This window comes from Bacillus sp. FSL K6-0993 (assembly GCF_037977205.1).
GTDB lineage: Bacteria > Bacillota > Bacilli > Bacillales > Bacillaceae > Bacillus > Bacillus subtilis.
Window position 1 is genome coordinate 300,003 of sequence record NZ_CP150275.1, and the last position, 23,218, is coordinate 323,220.

A 23,218-nucleotide genomic window follows, 5' to 3' on the forward strand; every position below is an offset into this window, starting at 1 on the left:
TCCCCAGGGAAAACTGCTTTTTTTATAGAAACAATCCGGCAAGGCGCTCATACGATTCTTTTTTCGCCTCAAAATCAAATACATTGCACAGAACCATGATTTCATTTGTTTCATAGCGGTCTGTGAGGTCTAACAGCTGTTGTTTGACAGTGGTTGGAGAACCGATCACCATCCGCTTTCTGTTTTCTTCTATGAGTTTTTTATCGGACGCTGTATAGGGATGGGCTTTCGCCTCCTCGATGCTTGGCACGCGGCTGTCCAAGCCTTTCCCGACGCGAAGAAGCCACAAATCCTGGCTTAATGCGAGTTCTTCTGCCTCTTCATCTGTTTTTGCGCAAATGACAAAAATCGTAAACAGTGCGGACGGATTCGAAAAATGGGCTGAGGGCCGAAAGCTTTCCCGGTAGATGCGGAATGCATTTTCTCCTCGCTCGGGATTAATGAAATGCCCAAATACATATCCAATCCCCTGGTGCGCCGCGCGTCTTGCGCTGTTTTCACCAAGACCGAGCACCCATAGCTCGGGTGCCGTACCAATAAGGGGCGCCGCTTTGATTCCGGCATACGGATGGTCGGGAGGAAGGGAATCTGTTAGAAAATAAGAGACATCCTGCAGCTGTCTGTTAAATTCGGTTAAGCTTTTTTTCACCCCGTCCGTTAATGCAAGCCTGGTTTTTGTCGTGCCGCCGGGAGAACGACCGACGCCGAGGTCAATCCGGTTTGGATACAGGGCCTCAAGCTGGCGAAAGGTTTCAGCCACTTTAAATGGGCTGTATTGGGGCAGAAGCACGCCGCCTGATCCGACACGAATTGTGTTTGTCTGTGCTGCGATGCGGGCGATCATGATTTCAGGCGCTGTGCTTGCCAGTCCTTTCGTGCTGTGATGCTCGGCAAACCAATAACGCTTATAGCCCCACTCTTCGCTTAATTGGGCAAGCTCAACCGAATGCTGAAGAGTTGTCACAGGGCTTTCTCCTTTAGAAACAGGTGCCTGATCAAGTATGCTTAAATGAATCAAAAGGCCGCTTCCTTTCTGTCTGTTTTTAGATGGTGACACCAGAATAGGCAAAATGACTTGCCCGCGTCAAATGGTTTGTTTAAGAAGCGCACTTTATAGCATTTGCAAATCATATATCAAATATGGAAGTTTTTTTTCGAGGTTTTTCGTCAATTATTCTTAACTTTTACGAAACTTTGATATAATAACAAACGTATATATTAGTAATTTACGGCTTATTTTCCTTGTGAGCGTAAAAATAAATGTGACTATCTTCACATTTCGATGAGTAGGAGTGAATCGTGTGGCAATTTCTTTAGAAAAAGGTCAACGAATTGATTTAACAAAAGGAAAAGCCGGTCTGTCAAAATTGATGGTCGGTCTCGGCTGGGACCCAGTGTCCTCAGGCGGAGGATTCTTCAGCAAACTGCTTGGCGGAGGCGGTCCGAATATCGACTGTGACGCTTCAGTGCTGATGCTGGAAAACGGAAAATTTACCGATAAGAAAAACCTGATTTATTTCGGCAACCTGAAAAGCCGCTGCGGCGGTGTACAGCATACAGGCGACAACCTGACGGGTGACGGTGCGGGCGATGACGAGCAAATTATGATAGATTTAGATAAAGTGCCTGCAAACATCGATAAGCTTGTATTTGTAGTAAACATTTACGATTGTGTCAGAAGAAAACAAGATTTCGGCATGATTCAAAATGCGTTTATCCGCGTAGTTGATCAATCTCATCATGAAGAAATGCTCAAGTACAATTTGAGAGACAATTATGCCGGCAGAACAAGCCTGATTACAGCAGAAATCTACCGCAGCGGCAGTGAGTGGAAGTTTGCGGCGATCGGTGAGGGCACAAACGATACGAGATTAGAAGATATTATCAGCAGATACGTATAAAAGAAAAGGAGTGGATGAAACATGACAATTTCATTGGCAAAAGGACAAAAAGTAGATTTAACAAAAACAAATCCGGGTCTTTCAAAGGTTGTTGTCGGTTTAGGCTGGGATACGAACAAGTATGACGGCGGGCACGACTTTGATCTTGACTCAAGTGTGTTTCTGTTAGACGCTGCAGGCAAATGCGCATCTCCAAACGACTTTATTTTCTACAACCAGCTTGAAGGCGGCAACGGTTCAGTCGTTCATTCAGGCGACAACCTGACTGGTGCTGGCGAAGGCGACGATGAGAATGTAAAAGTAAATCTCAGCGCTGTACCGGCAAACATTGATAAAATCTCATTTGTTATTACCATTCACGATGCAGAAGCGCGCAGCCAAAACTTTGGACAAGTATCAAACGCGTTTGTCCGCATCGTAAATGAAGAAACAAATGAAGAGCTCATCCGTTACGATCTTGCAGAAGATTTCTCTATTGAAACGGCAATCATTGCAGGGGAGCTTTACAGACATAACGGCGAGTGGAAATTCTCCGCAATCGGCTCAGGCTACCAAGGCGGCCTTGCCCGCATTGCAACAGACTACGGTTTGCAAGTCGGTTAAGACAAATACGAAGAGCAGAAAGGAGAGAGGCAGTATGGCCATTCAATTATCAAAAGGACAGCGCATTGATTTAACAAAAACAAATCCGGGACTGACAAAAGCGGTGATCGGCTTAGGCTGGGATACAAACAAGTACTCCGGCGGACACGATTTTGACCTGGATGCTTCGGCCTTTTTAGTTGATGCGCATGATAACTGCGTAAATGATCTCGATTTCGTCTTCTATAATAACCTTGAACATCCGAGCGGCGGTGTCATCCATACGGGTGACAACCGCACGGGTGAGGGCGACGGAGATGATGAGCAGATTATCGTTGATTTCTCAAAAATCCCGGCTCACATTGAGAAAATCGGCATCACAGTGACCATTCACGACGCTGAAGCACGCAGCCAAAACTTTGGACAAGTTTCCAATGCATTTGTCCGCGTTGTGGATGAAGAAACGCAGAATGAGCTTCTTCGCTTCGATTTGGGAGAAGACTTCTCCATTGAAACAGCTGTTGTCGTTTGTGAGCTTTACAGACACGGCGGCGAGTGGAAATTCAATGCGATCGGCAGCGGATTTTCCGGCGGGCTGGCTGCATTGTGCCGGAATTACGGTTTGCAAGTGTAAGCGAGTGACAAATAGAGAAGTCACCGTTTCAAATTAATAGGAGGAAAAAACTTGGACTTTTTACATCATATTTTGTCTACGTATGCTTCATTTTTCGATTGGAAAATGTGGGGGGAAGTTCTGACTGATCCTGTTTCCTGGGGTTTAATCGGTTCCCTTGTTGTTCTGGAAGGCCTTTTATCGGCCGATAACGCGCTTGTTCTTGCGGTCATGGTTAAACACCTGCCGGAAAAACAGCGGAAAAAAGCGTTAACGTATGGTTTGTTTGGAGCTTATATTTTCAGGTTTATTTTCATCGGGCTCGGTATGCTTCTCATTAAATTCTGGTGGATCAAGGTGCTTGGCGCGCTTTACCTGGCTTGGCTCGTCATTAAGCACTTCTGGATAGGCGAAAAAGAAGAGGAAGCGGACGGCATGAAGAAAAACTCTTGGATGGTCCGCACGTTCGGGATCTTCTGGGCGACTGTCATTTCAGTAGAATTAATGGATCTTGCCTTCTCTGTGGACAGCATCCTGGCCGCGTTTGCAGTATCTGAAAAAGTATGGGTGCTTCTGATCGGCGGTATGCTTGGTATTTTAATGATGCGTACAGTGGCAAAAGTGTTCCTTGTGCTGATTGATAAAATTCCTGAGCTGGAAAACACAGCATTCGTCTTAATCGGCATTATCGCGCTGAAAATGGCGGGGAGCGCTTTCCATTACGAAATGCCGCACTCCGTATTCTTCATCATCATTATCGCTGCATTTGCGGTAACATTGATTATTCACTACATCAATAAACAAAAGCAGGTGCGCGAACAAACAGCCGCTTCAAAAGAAGAATAAAACAAAACAAGGAGGGAGGTTCAATGTCCTTCCTTTTTTGTTACCGAAATATCGTTCAATGACAAACCGGAAAGGAGGATATGATGAGACAAGAAGAACTAACCATTCATAAAGCACTTCCGGCTGATGGCGATTGGAAAAGCCTGCTGTTTCAGCCATTGCCGGAGCGGGATCACTATGAAACTGCACAAGGCCTTTCTTTTTCTCGTCTTGCCGGTCAGATATTGGGCACGCCTATTGATGAGACGGACTACTATAACGAGCTGTATGAGCTGTCTGTAAACGACCGCATAACGATTTTGAGTGAAACGCTTGATAAAACAATCGAACCGGAAACATTTCAAAAGCTTCAGCATATTCATTCCATCAATCAGAAAGAAAAAGGGCTGTCAGTCAGCCGCTTTGTTGCCTTTCTGGACGGGGAAAAGCTGATTGCGAAGCACTCAAATCCCTTGATGCACCGCCATTTAAGAAAAGCGCTGATGACGCTTTTACATACCTTTGCGGACAGTCATGAAAAGGGGCTGAATCATCCTGATTTTCGCAGAGTGCTGCTTGATGTCTCGAAGTTTTCCTTAAACCACCTGAATCCTTGGCTGGAAAAAACCGATATAGAGCGGGAGATGCCGAAGGTTGTTTGGTATGGAGATGCGACGAAAAGCCAGCTCTATTTCTTATATTATCTGATGCTAGTCGGCTGTGATGTACTACTGTTCCATCCGGCGGGAACGGATCAGCTGGCGCTTGTCGACCCGAAGCAGGAGCTCGGTTTTACGGAAAAGCTCCCGGATGTTTCGGAGCTTCAGCCGTTTCCGAAAGAAAAACCTGACCGGAAATCAACAGTGGCTTACCGCTCAACAAAGGAAATTGAACATGTGCTGAATCACGAGGAATCCATGCTGTATAAGCCGTGGCAGTTCAGAGATCACACACCGGTGTCCGTTACGCTGAAAACGACCTATGATGAATTGTTTTTAATCACGAAAGAACGCGCCTTTATTCGGCCGAATTTCAGAGCAGATAAACATTCAATTGAGATTCCGAATGTATTCGCCAAAATTATGGGCGTGTCGAAAGACAATAAGGAATATTGGAACAGGCTTCATACTCTAGCGGATTATCAGGAAACAGAAATGGTAAGAGGCTTTCCATTTACAGAAGAAATAAAGTCGAACTATCAATTTCACTACAGCCACGCACTTGATCAAGAAGGGAACATTGATCCGGACAAGCTGATGGCAAGCAATGTGTGGCAGTACAAACAGCTGCCGGCGGGCGTTCAGACTGCCATTGCCAAAACGATTTCGAGAATGTGCAGGCACCCGCGGCTTAAGGCTTTGCATCAGGAACAAGTCAAGGATGTTCAAATCTATTTGTTTAAACAAACAACAAACCTGCCTGCTAATCTGCTGAAATTGATTCAAATGTTCGACTATGCGCAAACCGTTCCGAAACTCGTTTTATATCATACGGAAATGAGCGGCGGACTCACGCGATCGGATGCTGCCGCCCTGCTGTTCCTGAATGAAATCGGAATCGATATCATCATTTATAATCCGCCCGGACACCAAGATATTGAGCAGTTTATTGAAGAGGACCAGTATGATATCCACTGGCTGGACGACATGGTGTTTCAGCAGGACTACAAAGAGCCTTCGCTTGTAAAAAGGCTCTTCAGAACCATTACCCAAAAATAAGGAGAGAAGAAAAGCATGACAACAGAAAATCAAAATCCGCTTGTTCTCGATAAAAATGAAGAGATTTCCCAGCAAAAAGCTGACGATATCCGTCTTCAGCTCCGTCAGGAACCAGAAGTAAAGCGGCTTGCTCAACAAATTGACGTCAAAAACCAAATGGAGCTGCTTGAGTATGGCAAGGAGCCGGCCGTTGAAATATCCAAGTTCTCTGACCGCATCTTGGGGATGATGAAAACAACAAGCGTGACAGACTCCGGCACAATGCTGACTCAGCTTGGGAAAATCATGGACCGCTTCGACAAAAATGATTTTGATGAGCCAAAGGGATTAATGGCGAAAATTTTCAAACGCGGCGGCAGCATGATTGAAAAAATCTTTAAAAAGTATCAGACACTTGGCGGAGAGATTGAAAAAATCCACGTTGAGATTTCAAAATACAAAGATGAGATGACGAAGACGAACTACACGCTCGATGAAATGTATGAAAACAATATCAAATACTATATGGAGCTTGAAAAATACGTCGTTGCCGGGCAGATGAAACTGGAAGAGATGCAGTCGATCCTTCCTTCATATGAGGAAAAAGCGGCAAGCGGGAACCAGCTGGCGCAAATGCAGCTCGATACGTTGCGCAACGGCATTCAGGCGCTTGAGGAACGGGTGTATGATCTGGACATGGCACGGATGGTGGCGCTTCAAACCGCACCTCAAATCCGTCTCCTGCAGCGAGGAAATGCAAAGCTGATCGGGAAAATCAACTCCGCGTTTATCATTACCATTCCGATTTTCAAAAACGGCATTATTCAGGCTGTTACGGTAAAGCGGCAAAAGCTTGTGGCTGATTCCATGAGCGAGCTTGACCGCCGGACAAACGAGATGCTGAAACGAAATGCTGAAAACATCTCGAGCCAAAGTGTTGAAATTGCCAGAATGGCCGGCAGACCGAGCATCGATATTGAAACGATCGAATCGTCTTGGAACACCATTGTCAGCGGCATGCAGGAAACAAAACAAATCGAGGAAGAAAACAAACGCCTCCGCGAAGACGGCGCGAAACGAATTGCACAGCTTCAGGATAATATTAAAAAAGCAGCATTGCAGCAATAATAAAAACCCCGCTTGTGGAACATAAGCGGGGTTTTTCATTTACATCATTTAGTTAATGACAATGTGTAAAGACAGGTGTAAACTTAAACGGTAATCATTTTGCATATCAGAGGTGTTGGCAATGGGAAAACAACAGCCTATATCCCAGCGTAAACTGCTGGGCGTCGCCGGTTTGGGGTGGCTGTTTGATGCAATGGATGTCGGAATATTATCGTTTATTATCGCCGCGCTCCATGTAGAGTGGAATCTGTCGCCCGAGGAAATGAAATGGATCGGAAGCGTCAATTCCATCGGCATGGCTGCGGGTGCGTTTTTGTTTGGTTTGCTTGCTGATCGAATCGGCCGCAAAAAAGTGTTCATCATCACCCTTTTATGCTTTTCCATCGGAAGCGGCATCTCCGCTTTTGTGACGAGCTTATCGGCATTTCTAATCCTTCGTTTCGTGATCGGAATGGGACTTGGCGGCGAGCTTCCAGTCGCTTCAACACTCGTTTCGGAAGCGGTTGTGCCTGAAAAGCGGGGCAGAGTGATTGTGCTTTTGGAAAGCTTTTGGGCCGTGGGCTGGCTCGCAGCGGCCTTGATTTCTTACTTTGTGATACCAAGCTTCGGCTGGCAGGCTGCCCTTCTGTTAACTGCGCTGACTGCTTTTTATGCGCTGTACCTGCGGACGAGTCTGCCTGATTCGCCGAAATATGAATCGCTTTCTGCCAAAAAGAGGTCGGTGTGGGAGAATGTAAAAAGCGTCTGGGCAAGACAGTATATACGGCCGACCGTAATGCTGTCGATCGTTTGGTTCTGTGTGGTGTTTTCTTATTACGGCATGTTCTTATGGCTGCCGAGTGTCATGCTGCTGAAAGGCTTCAGCATGATTCAAAGCTTTGAATATGTCCTGCTGATGACGCTTGCTCAGCTACCGGGCTATTTCTCTGCCGCCTGGCTGATTGAAAAAGCAGGCCGGAAGTGGATACTCGTCATTTACTTGATTGGTACAGCAGGAAGCGCCTATTTCTTCGGAACGGCGGATTCCTTAAGTCTTCTGCTTACGGCTGGAATGCTGTTATCGTTTTTCAATCTCGGTGCGTGGGGCGTGCTGTATGCTTATACCCCGGAGCAATACCCGACTGCGATTCGAGCAACAGGTTCAGGAACGACAGCAGCGTTTGGAAGAATCGGCGGCATCTTCGGGCCTTTGCTCGTCGGAACCCTGGCAGCCCGTCATATTTCGTTTTCGGTCATCTTTTCAATCTTTTGCATTGCAATCTTACTCGCGGTTGCTTGTATTTTGATTATGGGGAAAGAAACGAAACAAACTGAGCTGGAATAGGAAAAGCACCTCTTGAAAGAGGTGCTTTCAGCGTGTCGACAAACCCTCGCATTCGTTGTCAGGACTGCGCTTCGGCGCTCAATGCGAAGTGGATCAACGGCTAAATTCTCAGGCGTCCTGCCTAAACGCCGTCGTCATCACATCCTGTGAATGTCCGCTCCTATGCTCGTCCTTCCTAGACTTCAAGGGTTTTCAATCACGCTGAAAAGATGACAAAATCCTAAAATGAAAACCATTTTAGGATTTTGTCAACAATCTGAGGCACCTCTTGAATGAGGTGCTTTTTTTACAATTGCGCCCGGGCTGCGGAGCGGCGTTTCCCGGTTTTACTGATTGTCTGGTAGAGCGTCATAGAAAGTATGAACAAAATGGCAGTAAATCCTGTGACAGCTCCGAAATGCTGTGTGCTTTGATATAAAAAACCTGCAATACTTGTACCGACAGTGGTTCCGGCATACATAGCGGCATTGGAAAGGGAAGCGATGGTTCCTCGCGCATTTGGTGCAATGGATTGAAAGACACTCATCATTAACGGAAAGATGATGCCAGCTGTAAAGAACGTGAGAAAAAAGCCGGCTTCTACAAAAAACAAGTTTGGAAAGAACGGAAGAGCGAAATAGAGAGCGCCCATTAGCAGCATCCCGCTGATCAGTGTTTTAAACATGCCCAGCTTTTCTGAAACCCGGCTGCCGATAAGGCTCCCGAGCATATTTCCCAGTCCGAGTACAAGCATAGCTGCGCCAATTTGTGACACGGTTAAATGATAATCTGCGGAAAGCCAAGTACCCAGAAAGCTGAACGAAGCGAAGTTTCCGGTTTGAAACAGAAAATAGGCAAGCAGAATAACCGATGTTTTCGGCAATGAAAAAAGCTCCCGATAGGGGTTTACAATTGATGGGCGTATCAATTGTTCAGAAGGCCGGATATCAGGCATGACCGCCGCCAGGAGCAATAGAAGAATGAGCGAGCACGCTGACAAAACGAAAAATGGCGTATGCCATGTAAAGGAAGCGAGAAACCCTCCAATAGGAAGTCCGAGCATTTGTGAAGCGGCCAAACCTGCTGTCGCAATCCCCATGCCTTTTATGATCTGAGAAGGGTGGACAATGACTGGGATGGACGCCCAAATTTGAGGCGTCACAAACGCAGCGCTAACGCCTGCGGCAAAACGGAACAGGCACATGGCGGCAAAAGAGGGAGCGATGCCGCATAAAAACGTGGATACGATAAAGCCTGCAAGTCCCCACAGCATGACTGTTTTCCTGTTCAGCCGGTCTGAGATTGGGCCTGCAATGAAAGCGAAGAGCGCATAACCGAGTGCATAAGCACTGACCATCCAGCCTGACAAATCAGTAGAAACATGAAACTGATCCTGTAAAAGGGGGAGAAGCGGCGAAAGCAAAAAGGTATCCGTGCCAATGACAAACATGACACTGAAGAAAAGCCAAATGCGATTCAAATTTTATAACTCCTATTGTTTTATAACTTTGAAACTATAAAACAGATATGTATAGAGAAAACCCTTTGTTAGAGGGTTTCCAAAAAGCCAGGCAGGTAAGTTTGAAATGTGTCTTCACGCAGACTGACGTATTTTGTCCGCGAATCTTTCCGAGTTGCCGTCAATCCCGCTTCACGCAGCGTTTTAAAATGATAAGATGCCGTGGTTTTGACAATATTGCACTTTTCACCTACTTCACCGCAGCTTAGTTCTTTTCCGCTGACATAAAGCGTACGAATAATGGCAAGCCTTGATTCATCAGACAGTGCTTTGAAAATTTGCGCTCTGATTTGATCATCTGATTGTTTCATAGTCATGAAACTATAATACATAATGGGTGTTGAAAAAGCAACTTATTTTTCCAGTAAAGGAGCAGGAAGTCATAAGAGGAAGGAGGAATTCAATTCCGATAAAAGCGTTTTCAACTAAAGATAGGCGAAAAATCACCCGTAAAATACAATCATATAGGAGGATTACAGAGCATTTAGAAGCATAAATAAGATTATGTGGTCACATGGATGTTTATAAAGAAATGGTACAGAATAAAAGAGAATATGCTGTTTGTGCGGGGAGTTACATAAATGTTACGGTAATAAAGATTGCTTAATATGGAGGGAAAATATGAGTGTAGATGAGAAACCAATTAAGATAAAAGTCGAGAAAGTCTCTAAGATTTTTGGAAAACAAACAAAGAAGGCAGTTCAAATGCTTGCCAACGGAAAGACAAAAAAAGAGATCCTGAAAGCAACCGGATCAACCGTTGGGGTTAATCAGGCAGATTTTGAAGTATATGATGGTGAGATATTTGTCATCATGGGTCTATCAGGGAGCGGTAAATCAACTTTAGTACGGATGTTAAACCGGCTTATTGAACCGACTGCCGGAAGTATTTACATTGATGGTGACATGATAACAAATATGTCAAAAGACCAGCTCCGGGAAGTCCGCCGGAAAAAAATCAGCATGGTCTTCCAAAAGTTCGCTCTGTTCCCGCACAGAACGATACTTGAAAACACAGAATACGGACTGGAGCTTCAAGGCGTAGACAAACAAGAGCGGGAGCAAAAAGCGCTTGAGTCTCTTAAGCTCGTCGGGCTCGAAGGATTTGAACATCAATATCCAGACCAGCTCTCCGGCGGGATGCAGCAGCGTGTCGGCCTTGCCCGCGCGTTGACGAATGATCCTGACATCCTTCTGATGGACGAAGCGTTCAGTGCGCTTGATCCATTGATTCGTAAAGATATGCAGGATGAGCTCCTTGATCTTCACGATAATGTTGGAAAAACAATTATCTTTATTACGCACGACTTGGATGAAGCGTTGCGGATCGGCGACAGAATTGTCCTAATGAAGGACGGTAACATCGTTCAGATTGGCACGCCTGAAGAAATCTTGATGAATCCATCTAACGAATATGTTGCAAAATTCGTCGAGGATGTTGATTTGTCTAAAGTCCTCACAGCAGGCCACATTATGAAACGCGCTGAAACAGTGCGGATTGATAAAGGGCCTCGCGTAGCATTGACGCTGATGAAAAACCTTGGAATTTCTTCGATTTACGCAGTGGATAAACAAAAGAAATTGTTAGGTGTTATCTATGCGTCTGATGCGAAAAAAGCGGCTGAGTCTGATTTGTCACTTCAAGACATCTTGAATACAGAATTTACGACTGTACCAGAGAATACGTATCTGACAGAGATTTTTGACGTTGTGTCTGACGCGAATATTCCAATTGCGGTTGTAGATGAGAAGCAAAGAATGAAAGGGATTGTCGTAAGAGGCGCGCTGATTGGCGCACTTGCCGGCAATAACGAGTATATCAATGCTGAAGGCACTGACGGACAAACTCAAGATCCTTCTGCACAGGAGGTGAAGTAAGATGGATAGACTGCCTAGAATACCTTTAGCAGATATCATTGACCGTTTTGTTGACTGGATTACGATGACGTTTGGCGGATTCTTCGACGGAATTGCAAACGGATTGGCCGCTTTTGTAAATGGAATTGTCACTGGTCTTGGATTTATTCCATCTATTTTGTTAACGATTATTTTCGCCGCACTTGCGTGGTGGATCAGTACAAGGGGAATTGCGTTATTTACATTGATTGGATTCCTCCTGATCGATTATTTAGGATATTGGGACCCAATGCTGCAAACATTGGCGCTTGTTTTGACATCTGTGATTATTTCGATTGTGGTCGGAGTTCCGATCGGAATTTGGGCGTCCCAGAAAGAAACGGTTCGCCGTATTGTAACGCCAATTCTTGATTTAATGCAGACAATGCCTGCTTTCGTATATCTATTGCCGGCGATTTTCTTCTTTAACATCGGTGTTGTGCCGGGTGTTGTTGCATCTGTTATCTTCGCGATGCCGCCGACAATCCGCATGACTGTTCTCGGTATTAAACAAGTGCCGGCGGATCTGATTGAAGCGACTGAGGCATTCGGTTCCACAACAGCTCAGCGTTTGTTTAAAGTTCAGCTGCCGCTTGCGACAAAAACCATTTTGGCCGGAATTAACCAAAGCATCATGCTTGCGTTATCAATGGTTGTTATCGCCGCAATGGTCGGTGCACCGGGACTTGGTTCTGAAGTATACAGTGCCGTTACACAGCTGAAAACCGGGGTCGGAGTAGAGGCCGGTATCGCCATCGTTATCGTTGCCATTACCCTGGACCGTATTACTCAAAATATTAAAGTGAAGAAGAAAAGCAGGGGGAATGCCTGATGCTTAAAAAAATCATCGGCATCGGCGTTTCCGCCATGCTGGCGCTCTCACTTGCGGCCTGCGGTTCAGAAAACGATGAAAATGCATCCGCAGCAGAACAGGTGAATAAGACCATCATCGGGATTGACCCCGGTTCAGGGATTATGTCCCTGACTGACAAAGCGATGAAGGATTATGACCTGAATGACTGGACATTGATTTCAGCGTCAAGTGCTGCGATGACCGCTACACTTAAAAAGTCATACGACCGTAAGAAACCGATTATCATTACAGGATGGACACCGCACTGGATGTTCTCCAGATATAAGCTGAAATATCTCGATGATCCGAAACAATCTTATGGCAGCGCAGAGGAAATCCATACGATCACACGCAAAGGCTTCAGCAAAGAACAGCCGAATGCCGCAAAGCTTCTGAGCCAGTTTAAATGGACGCAAGACGAAATGGGCGAAATCATGATCAAGGTGGAAGAAGGCGAGAAACCTTCCAAAGTTGCTGCTGAGTACGTCAATAAACACAAGGATCAGATTGCCGAATGGACAAAAGGCGTTCAAAAGGTGAAGGGAGACAAAATCAACCTTGCCTATGTTGCGTGGGACAGTGAGATTGCAAGTACAAACGTCATAGGCAAAGTCTTAGAAGACTTGGGCTATGAGGTAACACTTACTCAGGTAGAGGCTGGGCCGATGTGGACTGCAATTGCGACGGGAAGTGCGGATGCATCCCTTTCCGCATGGCTGCCGAATACCCATAAAGCATACGCCGCTAAATATAAAGGCAAATATGATGATATTGGCACCAGTATGACTGGTGTGAAGATGGGGCTTGTTGTTCCTCAATATATGAAAAATGTCAACTCAATTGAAGATTTGAAGAAGTAATCAAAAAAAGCAGCCTGTGTCAGGCTGCTTTTTTTGCGTTATTTTACGTAAGCGGCAGCGGGTGAATCAGCCTTTTGAAAAGTTTTTAATACGGCATTCGCTAAAATGTGAATGCCGTTGAACATCGCATTTCTGTCAAAGGTCATGTGCGGATGATGGAGCCCCGGCTGGAGCCCGCAGCCTAGTCCGAGCATCGTTGTTTTCAGATTCGGCACCTTCACGGCGTAAAAATGAAAATCCTCGCCGCCGGTGGTGACAAGCGGGTCATCAAGCCGCTCAGCCCCGATGATATCTGTAATGGCTTCTGCCATGATCGCTTCAGCTTCTTTGTTTTGTGTTGCTGCAGGAAGGCTGTGTTCTTTTTGCAGCTCGATTTTTGCGCCGAATGCAGCGGCGGCCGCTTCACAGGCTCTTTCTGTTTCGGCGATTAACGCCTCCATGGCTTCATTGGTCTGTGCGCGCAAATCAAGGCTGAACGATGCTTTTCCTGGAATGATGTTAGAGCTTTCACCGCCGGCTTGAAGTTTTGTCATTTTGACGGTATGCGGGATTTGCGGGTCAATATGAATGAGTCCGAGCTTATGTACAAGAAATGCCGCAATTTCAATGCTGTTTTTCCCGAGGTGCGGACGGGCGCCATGAGCCTCTTCCCCGATGATCGTTCCCTCAATGTGCTGGCTTGATCCGTGCAGAATAGACGGAGCGCAGCGGCCGTTCTGTGTTTCCTGAATCGGACGGACGTGAACGCCGTACAAATAGTCGACATCATCAAGCACGCCTTCTTCTATCATTTTCAAGGCGCCGCCGCCTTTTTCTTCTGCCGGCTGAAAGATAAAACGGATTGTGCCCTTCGGAAGCTCAGGTTGTTTTTTGAGCAGCATTAACGTGCCCAATGCCATTGTCATATGTGAATCGTGTCCGCAGGAATGGTTGGCGCGAAATGTGCCGTTAACCTCCTGCCACAGCGCGTCAATATCAGCGCGTACCGCTACAACAGGTGAGCCTGAGCCGATTTCGCCGACAACCCCGGTGCAGTCTGAAAACGTGCGCGTCCGGCACCCTAAATCCTCAAGCTTTTGTTTCAAAAATGAAGTTGTTTCATATTCCTTCCAGCTGACTTCAGGGTTCGCGTGCAGATGCTCGAAGATATCCATAATGGTTTGTTTCATGTCTTCTGAAAGCTTTTGCATGGTAAGAAATACCTCCTTCTATCAGAATGAATTTTTACCTTCTTTACTTTATTTATATTGAAACAGGAAGATAGGCTGTATATAATATAGCACATATTGCTACTTTTCAGAATAATGAATATTTTCAAACAGAGGGGATGGATCGAAATATGAGTATGCCAGCAGCCGAAACACAGCCTAAGAAAAAACGTATGACATTTAAAATGCCTGACGCCTATGTCCTCTTATTTATGATTGCTTTCATTTGCGCAATCGCTTCATATATTGTGCCGGCAGGTGAATTTGACCGCGTGACAAAGGGGGATGTCACGACCGCTGTTCCAGGAAGCTATCATTCAATTGAACAGTCTCCGGTCAGCTTGATCAGCTTTTTTACTTCTCTACAGGATGGAATGGTTGGATCAGCACCCATCATCTTTCTGATTTTATTCACAGGCGGCACCATTGCTATTCTAGAAAAAACGGGTGCCATCAATGGCCTGATTTACAATGTCATCAGCAAATTCCGCACAAAGCAATTATTATTTATTTGTATTGTCGGCGCGTTGTTCTCCATTCTCGGAACAACCGGGATTGTCGTGAATTCAGTTATCGGTTTTATCCCCATCGGCCTCATTGTGGCACGATCCTTAAAATGGGACGCAGTCGCGGGAGCCGCTGTTATTTACATCGGCTGCTACGCTGGATTTAACTCCACCATATTATCACCGTCACCGCTCGGTTTATCACAATCAATCGCGGAGCTCCCTCTTTTCTCAGGAATCGGCCTGCGTGTTGTGATATACATATGCTTTTTGCTGTCTTCTATTATTTATATCTATTTGTATACGAGAAAATTAAAAAAATCAAAAGATGCCAGTGTGTTAGGAACAGATTGGTTCCCTGCGGCAGGAATGGGCGAAGCCGGTAAAGAAGAAGATCAGTCAGTGCCGTTTACCGTTCGCCATAAGCTGATTTTGGCTGTGGCGGGACTCTCACTTGTCGGATTTTTATACGGCGCTTTGAAGCTTGGCTGGTCAGATTCCCAAATGGCTGCGACATTTATTTTTATTTCTGTCCTTGCCGGTTTAATAGGCGGGCTTGCGGCGAACGATATTGCCAAAACCTTCATTACGGGCTGCCAAAGCCTTGTATACGGGGCGCTGATTGTCGGGATGGCACGAAGCATTTCCGTTATCCTTGAAAATGGAAAGCTCCTCGATACTGTCGTCAATGCTTTGGCTTCACTTTTGGACGGATTCAGCCCGATTGCCGGGGCAATCGGCATGTATATCGCCAGTGCGCTGCTTCATTTTCTCATCTCTTCAGGGTCTGGCGAAGCCGTTGTATTTATTCCAATCCTGGCGCCGCTCGCTGATTTGATGGGAATCACGAGACAGGTTGCAGTGGAGGCAGTTATGCTTGGAGAAGGGGTCGTCAACTGTGTGAACCCGACATCCGGCGTTCTCATGGCAGTGCTTGCCGCCAGCGGTATTCCGTATGTCAAGTGGCTGCGGTTTATGGTGCCGCTTGCTCTGATTTGGTTCTTGATCGGGCTTGTCTTTATCGTGATCGGCGTCATGATCAATTGGGGGCCGTTTTAACGATTGCTGCCCGCCGGCTTGTACGGCGGGCTTTTGAGTTATTCATTGCAGAAGCGCAGGCTGTTATTGTAACATGTAAGCCATAAGCCATTCGTAAAAGTGCGGGAGGAAGGTCATGAATAATCTGCGTAATAGACTTTCAGGCGTGAATGGGAAAAATAAGAGAGTAAAAGAAAAAGAACAAAAAATCTGGTCGGAGATTGGGATGATAGCGGGAGCATTTGCGCTGCTTGATGTGATCATCCGCGGCATTATGTTTGAATTTCCGTTTAAAGAATGGGCTGCAAGCCTTGTGTTTTTGTTCATCATTATCTTATATTACTGCATCAGGGCTGCGGCATCCGGAATGCTCATGCCGAGAATAGACACCAAAGAAGAACTGCAAAAACGGGTGAAGCAGCAGCGAATAGAATCAATTGCGGTCGCCTTTGCGGTAGTGGTGCTTACGATGTACGACAGGGGGATTCCCCATACATTCTTCGCTTGGCTGAAAATGATTCTTCTTTTTATCGTCTGCGGAGGCGTTCTGTTTCTGCTTCGGTATGTGATTGTGAAGCTGGCTTACAGAAGAGCGGTAAAAGAAGAAATAAAAAAGAAATCATCTTGAAAAATAGATGGTTTCTTTTTTTGTTTGGAAAGCGAGGGAAGCGTTCACAGTTTCGGGCAGCTTTTTTTATAGGAACATTGATTTGTATTCACTCTGCCAAGTTGTTTTGATAGATTGATTGTGATAATTTAAAATGTAAGCGTTAACAAAATTCTCCAGTCTTCACATCAGTTTGAAAGGAGGAAGCGGAAGAATGAAGTAAGAGGGATTTTTGACTCCGAAGTAAGTCTTCAAAAATCAAATAAGGAGTGTCAAGAATGTTTGCAAAACGATTCAAAACCTCTTTACTGCCGTTATTCGCTGGATTTTTATTGCTGTTTCATTTGGTTCTGGCAGGACCAACGGCTTCGAATGCTGAAACGGCTAACAAATCAAATGAGCTTACAGCGCCATCGATCAAAAGCGGAACCATTCTTCATGCTTGGAATTGGTCGTTTAATACGTTAAAACACAATATGAAGGATATTCATGATGCAGGATATACAGCCATTCAGACGTCTCCGATTAACCAAGTAAAGGAAGGGAACCAAGGAAATAAAAGCATGTCGAACTGGTACTGGCTCTATCAGCCGACATCGTACCAAATTGGCAACCGTTACTTAGGAACTGAACAAGAATTTAAAGAAATGTGTGCAGCCGCTGAAGAATATGGCATAAAGGTCATTGTTGACGCGGTCATCAATCATACCACCAGTGACTATGCCGCGATTTCCAATGAGATTAAGAGTATTCCAAACTGGACACATGGAAACACACAAATTAAAAACTGGTCTGATCGATGGGATGTCACGCAGAATTCATTGCTCGGGCTGTATGACTGGAATACACAAAATACACAAGTACAGTCCTATCTGAAAAGGTTCTTAGAAAGAGCATTGAATGACGGGGCAGACGGTTTTCGATTTGATGCCGCCAAACATATAGAGCTTCCGGATGATGGGAGTTACGGCAGTCAATTTTGGCCGAATATCATAAATACATCTGCAGAGTTCCAATACGGAGAAATCCTGCAGGATAGTGCCTCAAGAGATGCTGCATATGCGAATTATATGAATGTGACAGCGTCTAACTATGGGCATTCCATAAGGTCCGCTTTAAAGAATCGTAATCTGGGCGTGTCGAATATCTCCCACTATGCATCAGATGTGTCTGCGGACAAGCTAGTGACATGGGTAGAATCGCATGATACGTATGCCAATGATGATGAAGAGTCGACATGGATGAGCGATGATGATATCCGTTTAGGCTGGGCGGTGATAGCTTCTCGTTCAGGCAGTACGCCTCTTTTCTTTTCCAGACCTGAGGGAGGCGGAAATGGTGTGAGATTCCCGGGGAAAAGCCAAATAGGCGATCGCGGGAGTGCTTTATTTGAAGATCAGGCTATCACTGCGGTCAATAGATTTCACAATGTGATGGCTGGACAGCCTGAGGAACTCTCGAACCCGAATGGAAACAACCAGATATTTATGAATCAGCGCGGCTCACATGGCGTTGTGCTGGCAAATGCAGGTTCTTCCTCTGTTTCTATCAATACGCCAACAAAATTGCCTAATGGCAGATATGATAATAAAGCTGGGGCGGGTTCATTTCAAGTGAACGATGGTAAACTGACAGGCACGATCAATGCCAGATCTGTGGCTGTGCTTTATCCTGATGATATTGCAAAAGCGCCTCATGTTTTCCTTGAGAATTACAAAACAGGTGTAACACATTCTTTCAATGATCAACTGACGATTACCTTGCGTGCAGATGCAAATACAACAAAAGCCGTTTATCAAATCAATAATGGACCAGAGACAGCGTTTAAGGATGGAGATCAATTCACAATCGGAAAAGGAGATCCATTTGGCAAAACATACACCATCATGTTAAAAGGAACGAACAGTGATGGGGTAACGAAGACCGAGGAATACAGCTTTGTTAAAAGAGATCCAGCTTCGGCCAAAACCATCGGCTATCAAAATCCGAATCATTGGAGCCAAGTAAATGCTTATATCTATAAACATGATGGGGGCCGGGCAATTGAATTGACCGGATCTTGGCCTGGAAAACCAATGACTAAAAATGCAGATGGAATTTACACGCTGACGCTGCCCGCGGACACGGATACAACCAACGCCAAAGTGATTTTTAATAATGGCAGCGCCCAAGTGCCCGGCCAGAATCAGCCTGGCTTTGATTACGTGCAAAATGGTTTATATAATGACTCGGGCTTAAGCGGTTCTCTTCCTCATTGAGGGCAATGCTAGACGGGACTTACCGAAAGAAACCATCAATGATGGTTTCTTTTTTGTTCATAAATCAGACAAAACTTTTCCCTTGCAAAAGTTTGTGAAGTGTTGCACAATATAAATGTGAAATACTTCACAAACAAAAAGACATCAAAGAGAAACATACCCTGGAAGGATGATTAATGATGAACAAACATGTAAATAAAGTAGCTTTAATCGGAGCGGGTTTTGTTGGAAGCAGTTATGCATTTGCGTTAATTAACCAAGGGATCACAGATGAGCTTGTGGTCATTGATGTAAATAAAGAAAAAGCAATGGGCGATGTGATGGATTTAAACCACGGAAAGGCGTTTGCGCCACAACCGGTCAAAACATCTTACGGAACATATGAAGACTGCAAGGATGCTGATATTGTCTGCATTTGCGCCGGAGCAAACCAAAAACCTGGTGAGACACGCCTTGAATTAGTAGAAAAGAACTTGAAGATTTTCAAAGGCATCGTCAGTGAAGTCATGGCGAGCGGATTTGACGGCATTTTCTTAATCGCGACAAATCCGGTTGATATCCTGACTTACGCTACATGGAAATTCAGCGGCCTGCCAAAAGAGCGGGTGATCGGAAGTGGCACAACACTTGATTCTGCGAGATTCCGTTTCATGCTGAGCGAATACTTTGGCGCAGCGCCTCAAAACGTGCACGCGCATATTATCGGAGAGCACGGCGACACAGAGCTTCCTGTTTGGAGCCGCGCGAATGTCGGCGGTGTCCCGGTCAGTGAACTCGTTGAGAAAAACGATGCGTACAAACAAGAGGAGCTGGACCAAATTGTAGATGATGTGAAAAACGCAGCTTACCATATCATTGAGAAAAAAGGCGCGACTTATTATGGAGTTGCGATGAGTCTTGCTCGCATTACAAAAGCCATTCTTCATAATGAAAACAGCATATTAACTGTCAGCACATATTTGGACGGGCAATACGGTGCAGATGACGTGTACATCGGTGTGCCGGCTGTCGTGAACCGCGGAGGGATCGCAGGTATCACTGAGCTGAACTTAAATGAGAAAGAAAAAGAACAGTTCCTTCACAGCGCCGGTGTCCTTAAAAACATTTTAAAACCTCATTTTGCAGAACAAAAAGTCAACTAACCGCAACTTTAGAGTAAAGGGCTGATTGTCAATGTGGGAGCAGTTGTATGATCCGTTTGGAAACGAGTATGTGAGCGCACTTGTGGCGCTCACTCCGATTCTCTTTTTTCTTTTGGCTTTAACTGTTTTGAAAATGAAAGGAATTCTTGCGGCATTTCTTACCCTAGCCGTCAGTTTCTTCGTCTCCGTTTTGGCATTTCATATGCCGGTTGAAAAAGCGATTTCTTCTGTTTTGTTAGGAATTGGGAGCGGGCTGTGGCCCATTGGCTACATCGTCCTGATGGCGGTGTGGCTTTATAAAATCGCAGTGAAAACCGGGAAATTTACCATTATTCGGTCCAGCATTGCCGGCATTTCGCCTGATCAACGATTACAGCTATTATTAATTGGTTTTTGTTTTAACGCGTTTTTAGAAGGCGCGGCCGGTTTTGGTGTTCCGATTGCGATTAGTGCGGCGCTGCTCGTCGAACTTGGTTTTAAACCGTTAAAAGCGGCGGCGCTCTGCTTGATTGCAAACGCCGCCTCCGGAGCCTTTGGGGCGATCGGGATTCCTGTCATCACAGGGGCGCAGATTGGTGATTTGTCTGCTCTTGAGCTGTCACGGACATTGATGTGGACACTGCCGATGATCTCATTTTTAATACCATTCCTGCTTGTATTCTTATTAGACCGAATGAAAGGAATCAAACAGACATGGCCCGCTCTTCTGGTTGTGAGCGGTGGGTATACAGCGGTTCAGACACTGACAATGGCGGTGCTCGGGCCGGAATTAGCAAACATTTTGGCGGCCCTATTCAGCATGGGCGGGCTTGCCCTCTTCCTCCGCAAATGGCAGCCGAAAGAGATTTACCGCGAGGAAGGGGCCGGCGATGCTGGTGAGAAAAAGGCATACCGTGCCGCTGATATTGCGAAAGCATGGTCTCCTTTCTACATTTTAACTGCGGCGATCACCATCTGGAGCCTTCCTGCCTTCAAAGCGCTTTTTCAAGAAGGCGGACTGTTATATCAATCAACGCTCCTGTTCAAAATGCCTTTTCTGCATCAGCAAATTATGAAAATGCCGCCGATCGCGCCATCTGCCATGCCGTTAGATGCAGTCTTTAAAGTTGATCTGCTGTCAGCGACTGGTACAGCGATTTTAGCGGCGGTCATCGTGACAGGGCTGTTCAGCAAAAAGTTCTCCTCCCGGGATGCCTTTGCTTCCCTGAAGGAGACAGGAAAAGAGCTGTGGGTGCCGATTATGACGATCTGCTTCGTGATGGGCTTTGCCAATCTGGCCAACTTCGCAGGGCTCAGCTCTTCAATTGGGTTAGCATTGGCGAAAACAGGAGACCTGTTCCCGTTTGTCAGTCCTGTTCTCGGCTGGATTGGCGTGTTTATCACAGGTTCTGTTGTTAGCAATAACGCTTTGTTTGGCCATTTGCAGGTTGTCACCGGAGCGCAGATCGGTGCGGGTTCAGACTTGCTGTTAGCCGCAAATACGGCGGGCGGTGTCATGGCGAAACTTGTTTCTCCTCAATCTATCGCCATCGCTGCCGCAGCGGTTGGCCAAACAGGCAAGGAATCTAAACTGTTTAAAAGGACAGTGGCGTACAGCCTGATTCTGTTATTGATCATTTGTATATGGACGTTTATTCTTGCAAGATTAGGAGTGTAATAGAAAAAAGCAGTACATGCCCAGCATGTACTGCTTTTTTTATGTTAATTTGCTTTCTTTGTCATTTCGGCTGTTGTTTTCACTCTGGCTTTTCCCATAAACAAAATGGTAACCGCCGCGAGGACAATTGGAATCAAAGCGAGCAAAAAGACATACGTAATACTTGATGACATCGCGTCAATAATGCGATTCAGGATCGCATCAGGAATCTGGGAACGTGTTCCCGCTTGGAATATCTCCTGCGGGTCGCCAATATTTTGCGCAGCGCCTGATCCCGCTGAGCCTTTCATACCGCTGAAGGCGTCACTCAGCTTGTTCGTGAATACGTTTGTTTGCACCGTTCCGAAAATGGTGACGCCTAAGGTCATGCCAAATGATCGCAAAAATGAATTTGTAGAGTTTGCCGTTCCCCGAAAGCGAGGTTCAAGATCATTCATCGATGCCGCCGGCAGCAGGGAGAAGTTAAAGCCTACACCAAAGCCTGAAATCATCATAAAGACTGTCAGCCATACCCGTGCTGTGTCAGGCGTCATATTGGAAAGAAGCAGCATGCCGATAAAGAAAGCTATAACAGATATCAGCATCAAATTGCGGAAGCTTGCCTTCGTTTGGAAGATTCCGCCGATCATGCTTCCGATGACTGATCCAATCATCATCGGCGTCAGAATGAAGCCCGCGCTTGTCGCCGAGCTGCCGTAGACCGCCTGAACGAAAATCGGAATAAATACCGCTAAAATAATAAATGTTCCGCCATACAGAAAAGCGAGAATCTGCGCTGTGGCAAACAAGCGGTTCTTAAACATCCAGAAAGAAATAATCGGCTCTTCTGCTTTTCTCTCGACAATAAAAAAGGCAATGAAGAAAACGGCGAATACAATAAACAGCCCAATGATCTGAATGGAGTTCCAATCGTATGTTTTGCCGCCAAGCTCAAGGGCGAACATCAGGCATACAATGGATACGACTAAGGTAATTGCGCCGCCCCAGTCTATTTTCTGCTTTCTGTGCTCCAGAGATTCTTTGTAGTAGCGAATAATGAAAAACAATGACAATGCGCCGATCGGCACATTGATGTAAAACACCCAGTGCCAGCTGATCGAATCTGTTATGATCGCGCCTAAGAGCGGACCAAGAACACTGGATAATCCAAATACAGCACCGAACATGCCGGACATTTTTCCGCGTTTTTCCGGCGGAAACAAATCAAAGATAATGGTAAAGGCAATCGGCAGGAGCGCGCCGCCTCCTATCCCTTGAATGGCCCGGAAGATGATCAGCTGATTCATCGTCTGGGCAATCCCGCATAAGGCCGAGCCGATTAAGAAAAAAATAAGTCCAAACAGGAAAAACCGTTTTCGGCCGTACATATCGGAAAGCTTGCCGTAAATCGGCATGCCAGCCATAACCGCCACCATATAGGATGCCGTCACCCAGGCAAATTTATCGAAGCTTCCAAGATCGGCTACGATATTGCCCATCGCGGTGGCAACAATCGTATTGTCCATTGCAGACATCAAGATGCCCAGCAGGAGACCGAGGACCACAAATTTGGTGGAAGCCTGTTTTGCTGTTGTTGTGTCCATTTGTTCTACCTCCTCTTACTTTTCTATGTAAGTTCTGATATC

Annotated in this window: 19 protein-coding genes and 1 pseudogene; 15 read left to right on the top strand and 5 right to left on the bottom strand. The window is 45.8% G+C overall.

Annotated elements, in window-relative coordinates:
* Positions 1 to 22 precede the first annotated feature (22 nt).
* Positions 23 to 1,018 (bottom strand): LLM class flavin-dependent oxidoreductase, encoded by a 996-nt coding sequence (locus MHH79_RS01660; RefSeq protein ID WP_063336013.1) that lies wholly within the window; start codon positions 1,016 to 1,018, stop codon positions 23 to 25.
* A 283-nt stretch (positions 1,019 to 1,301) separates the two neighbouring features.
* Between MHH79_RS01660 and MHH79_RS01665 the strand changes: the two genes are divergently transcribed.
* The 7 genes from MHH79_RS01665 to niaP all read left to right on the top strand — a co-directional run bounded on the left by MHH79_RS01665 (position 1,302) and on the right by niaP (position 8,070).
* The gene (locus MHH79_RS01665) at positions 1,302 to 1,901 is read left to right on the top strand and encodes a TerD family protein (protein ID WP_015482760.1); all 600 of its coding nucleotides are present in this window, start codon (positions 1,302 to 1,304) and stop codon (positions 1,899 to 1,901) included.
* A 21-nt stretch (positions 1,902 to 1,922) separates the two neighbouring features.
* Positions 1,923 to 2,504: a TerD family protein gene (locus MHH79_RS01670; protein WP_003234723.1), complete on the top strand. Its 582-nt coding sequence runs from the start codon at positions 1,923 to 1,925 to the stop codon at positions 2,502 to 2,504.
* Positions 2,505 to 2,538: 34 nt separating this feature from the next.
* A complete protein-coding gene (locus MHH79_RS01675; RefSeq protein ID WP_003241242.1) occupies positions 2,539 to 3,117 on the top strand; it encodes a TerD family protein in 579 nt (192 codons plus the stop codon).
* A gap of 51 nt (positions 3,118 to 3,168) precedes the next feature.
* Positions 3,169 to 3,942 (top strand): TerC family protein, encoded by a 774-nt coding sequence (locus tag MHH79_RS01680; protein ID WP_003246458.1) that lies wholly within the window; start codon positions 3,169 to 3,171, stop codon positions 3,940 to 3,942.
* Positions 3,943 to 4,025: 83 nt separating this feature from the next.
* On the top strand, positions 4,026 to 5,639 hold the full coding sequence (locus MHH79_RS01685; protein WP_309530327.1) for a YceG family protein: 1,614 nt from the start codon (positions 4,026 to 4,028) through the stop codon (positions 5,637 to 5,639).
* Positions 5,640 to 5,654: 15 nt separating this feature from the next.
* A complete protein-coding gene (locus MHH79_RS01690) occupies positions 5,655 to 6,746 on the top strand; it encodes a toxic anion resistance protein (protein WP_015382693.1) in 1,092 nt (363 codons plus the stop codon).
* 121 nt (positions 6,747 to 6,867) lie between these two features.
* Positions 6,868 to 8,070: a niacin permease NiaP gene (niaP, locus tag MHH79_RS01695; RefSeq protein ID WP_015252880.1), complete on the top strand. Its 1,203-nt coding sequence runs from the start codon at positions 6,868 to 6,870 to the stop codon at positions 8,068 to 8,070.
* Positions 8,071 to 8,356: 286 nt separating this feature from the next.
* Here the strand turns inward: niaP and MHH79_RS01700 are convergent, their stop codons facing one another.
* The gene (locus MHH79_RS01700) at positions 8,357 to 9,529 is read right to left on the bottom strand and encodes an MFS transporter (RefSeq protein WP_340034937.1); all 1,173 of its coding nucleotides are present in this window, start codon (positions 9,527 to 9,529) and stop codon (positions 8,357 to 8,359) included.
* Positions 9,530 to 9,597: 68 nt separating this feature from the next.
* The gene (locus MHH79_RS01705) at positions 9,598 to 9,900 is read right to left on the bottom strand and encodes a metalloregulator ArsR/SmtB family transcription factor (RefSeq protein ID WP_010886398.1); all 303 of its coding nucleotides are present in this window, start codon (positions 9,898 to 9,900) and stop codon (positions 9,598 to 9,600) included.
* Between the two features lie 289 nt (positions 9,901 to 10,189).
* Between MHH79_RS01705 and opuAA the strand changes: the two genes are divergently transcribed.
* From opuAA to opuAC, 3 genes are read left to right on the top strand one after another with little or no spacing between them, the layout of a single operon-like run.
* Entirely contained in the window at positions 10,190 to 11,446 is a 1,257-nt protein-coding gene (opuAA, locus tag MHH79_RS01710) for a glycine/proline betaine ABC transporter ATP-binding protein OpuAA (protein ID WP_015382695.1), read from the top strand.
* A gap of 1 nt (position 11,447) precedes the next feature.
* Positions 11,448 to 12,296 carry a glycine/proline betaine ABC transporter permease subunit OpuAB gene (opuAB, locus tag MHH79_RS01715; protein ID WP_003234703.1) on the top strand — a complete coding sequence of 283 codons (849 nt, stop codon included), beginning with the start codon at positions 11,448 to 11,450 and terminating at the stop codon, positions 12,294 to 12,296.
* Positions 12,296 to 13,177 (top strand): glycine/proline betaine ABC transporter substrate-binding protein OpuAC, encoded by an 882-nt coding sequence (opuAC, locus tag MHH79_RS01720; protein WP_015382696.1) that lies wholly within the window; start codon positions 12,296 to 12,298, stop codon positions 13,175 to 13,177. Before opuAB ends, opuAC begins: the two co-directional genes overlap by 1 nt.
* Before the next feature lie 38 nt (positions 13,178 to 13,215).
* On the opposite strand, the gene MHH79_RS01725 is transcribed toward opuAC, so the two are convergent.
* Positions 13,216 to 14,367, bottom strand: a complete 1,152-nt coding sequence (locus tag MHH79_RS01725; RefSeq protein WP_100506660.1) for a M20 peptidase aminoacylase family protein — start codon at positions 14,365 to 14,367, stop codon at positions 13,216 to 13,218.
* A 149-nt stretch (positions 14,368 to 14,516) separates the two neighbouring features.
* On the opposite strand from MHH79_RS01725, the gene MHH79_RS01730 reads away from it, so the two are divergent.
* From MHH79_RS01730 to MHH79_RS01750, 5 genes and pseudogenes are all read left to right on the top strand, one after another.
* The gene (locus MHH79_RS01730) at positions 14,517 to 15,950 is read left to right on the top strand and encodes a YfcC family protein (RefSeq protein WP_003246402.1); all 1,434 of its coding nucleotides are present in this window, start codon (positions 14,517 to 14,519) and stop codon (positions 15,948 to 15,950) included.
* A 115-nt stretch (positions 15,951 to 16,065) separates the two neighbouring features.
* Positions 16,066 to 16,667: pseudogene (locus MHH79_RS01735) on the top strand (DUF6773 family protein).
* A 147-nt stretch (positions 16,668 to 16,814) separates the two neighbouring features.
* Positions 16,815 to 18,794 (top strand): alpha-amylase, encoded by a 1,980-nt coding sequence (amyE, locus tag MHH79_RS01740; RefSeq protein ID WP_251218038.1) that lies wholly within the window; start codon positions 16,815 to 16,817, stop codon positions 18,792 to 18,794.
* A gap of 176 nt (positions 18,795 to 18,970) precedes the next feature.
* Positions 18,971 to 19,936, top strand: a complete 966-nt coding sequence (locus MHH79_RS01745; protein ID WP_047182046.1) for an L-lactate dehydrogenase — start codon at positions 18,971 to 18,973, stop codon at positions 19,934 to 19,936.
* A gap of 31 nt (positions 19,937 to 19,967) precedes the next feature.
* Positions 19,968 to 21,593 carry an L-lactate permease gene (locus MHH79_RS01750; RefSeq protein WP_038427334.1) on the top strand — a complete coding sequence of 542 codons (1,626 nt, stop codon included), beginning with the start codon at positions 19,968 to 19,970 and terminating at the stop codon, positions 21,591 to 21,593.
* Positions 21,594 to 21,637: 44 nt separating this feature from the next.
* On the opposite strand, the gene bmr3 is transcribed toward MHH79_RS01750, so the two are convergent.
* A complete protein-coding gene (bmr3, locus tag MHH79_RS01755; RefSeq protein WP_003234681.1) occupies positions 21,638 to 23,176 on the bottom strand; it encodes a multidrug efflux MFS transporter Bmr3 in 1,539 nt (512 codons plus the stop codon).
* Between the last annotated feature and the right edge of the window lie 42 nt (positions 23,177 to 23,218).

What these genes read in the sequence shown, in the direction of transcription:
- MHH79_RS01670 (WP_003234723.1), top strand. Translation starts at nt 1,923, where the DNA reads ATGACAATTTCATTGGCAAAAGGACAAAAAGTAGATTTAACAAAAACA.
- MHH79_RS01675 (WP_003241242.1), top strand. Translation starts at nt 2,539, where the DNA reads ATGGCCATTCAATTATCAAAAGGACAGCGCATTGATTTAACAAAAACA.
- MHH79_RS01685 (WP_309530327.1), top strand. Translation starts at nt 4,026, where the DNA reads ATGAGACAAGAAGAACTAACCATTCATAAAGCACTTCCGGCTGATGGC.
- MHH79_RS01690 (WP_015382693.1), top strand. Translation starts at nt 5,655, where the DNA reads ATGACAACAGAAAATCAAAATCCGCTTGTTCTCGATAAAAATGAAGAG.
- niaP (WP_015252880.1), top strand. Translation starts at nt 6,868, where the DNA reads ATGGGAAAACAACAGCCTATATCCCAGCGTAAACTGCTGGGCGTCGCC.
- MHH79_RS01705 (WP_010886398.1), bottom strand. Translation starts at nt 9,900, where the DNA reads ATGTATTATAGTTTCATGACTATGAAACAATCAGATGATCAAATCAGA.
- opuAA (WP_015382695.1), top strand. Translation starts at nt 10,190, where the DNA reads ATGAGTGTAGATGAGAAACCAATTAAGATAAAAGTCGAGAAAGTCTCT.
- opuAB (WP_003234703.1), top strand. Translation starts at nt 11,448, where the DNA reads ATGGATAGACTGCCTAGAATACCTTTAGCAGATATCATTGACCGTTTT.
- opuAC (WP_015382696.1), top strand. Translation starts at nt 12,296, where the DNA reads ATGCTTAAAAAAATCATCGGCATCGGCGTTTCCGCCATGCTGGCGCTC.
- MHH79_RS01725 (WP_100506660.1), bottom strand. Translation starts at nt 14,367, where the DNA reads ATGCAAAAGCTTTCAGAAGACATGAAACAAACCATTATGGATATCTTC.
- MHH79_RS01730 (WP_003246402.1), top strand. Translation starts at nt 14,517, where the DNA reads ATGAGTATGCCAGCAGCCGAAACACAGCCTAAGAAAAAACGTATGACA.
- amyE (WP_251218038.1), top strand. Translation starts at nt 16,815, where the DNA reads ATGTTTGCAAAACGATTCAAAACCTCTTTACTGCCGTTATTCGCTGGA.
- MHH79_RS01745 (WP_047182046.1), top strand. Translation starts at nt 18,971, where the DNA reads ATGATGAACAAACATGTAAATAAAGTAGCTTTAATCGGAGCGGGTTTT.
- MHH79_RS01750 (WP_038427334.1), top strand. Translation starts at nt 19,968, where the DNA reads ATGTGGGAGCAGTTGTATGATCCGTTTGGAAACGAGTATGTGAGCGCA.
- bmr3 (WP_003234681.1), bottom strand. Translation starts at nt 23,176, where the DNA reads ATGGACACAACAACAGCAAAACAGGCTTCCACCAAATTTGTGGTCCTC.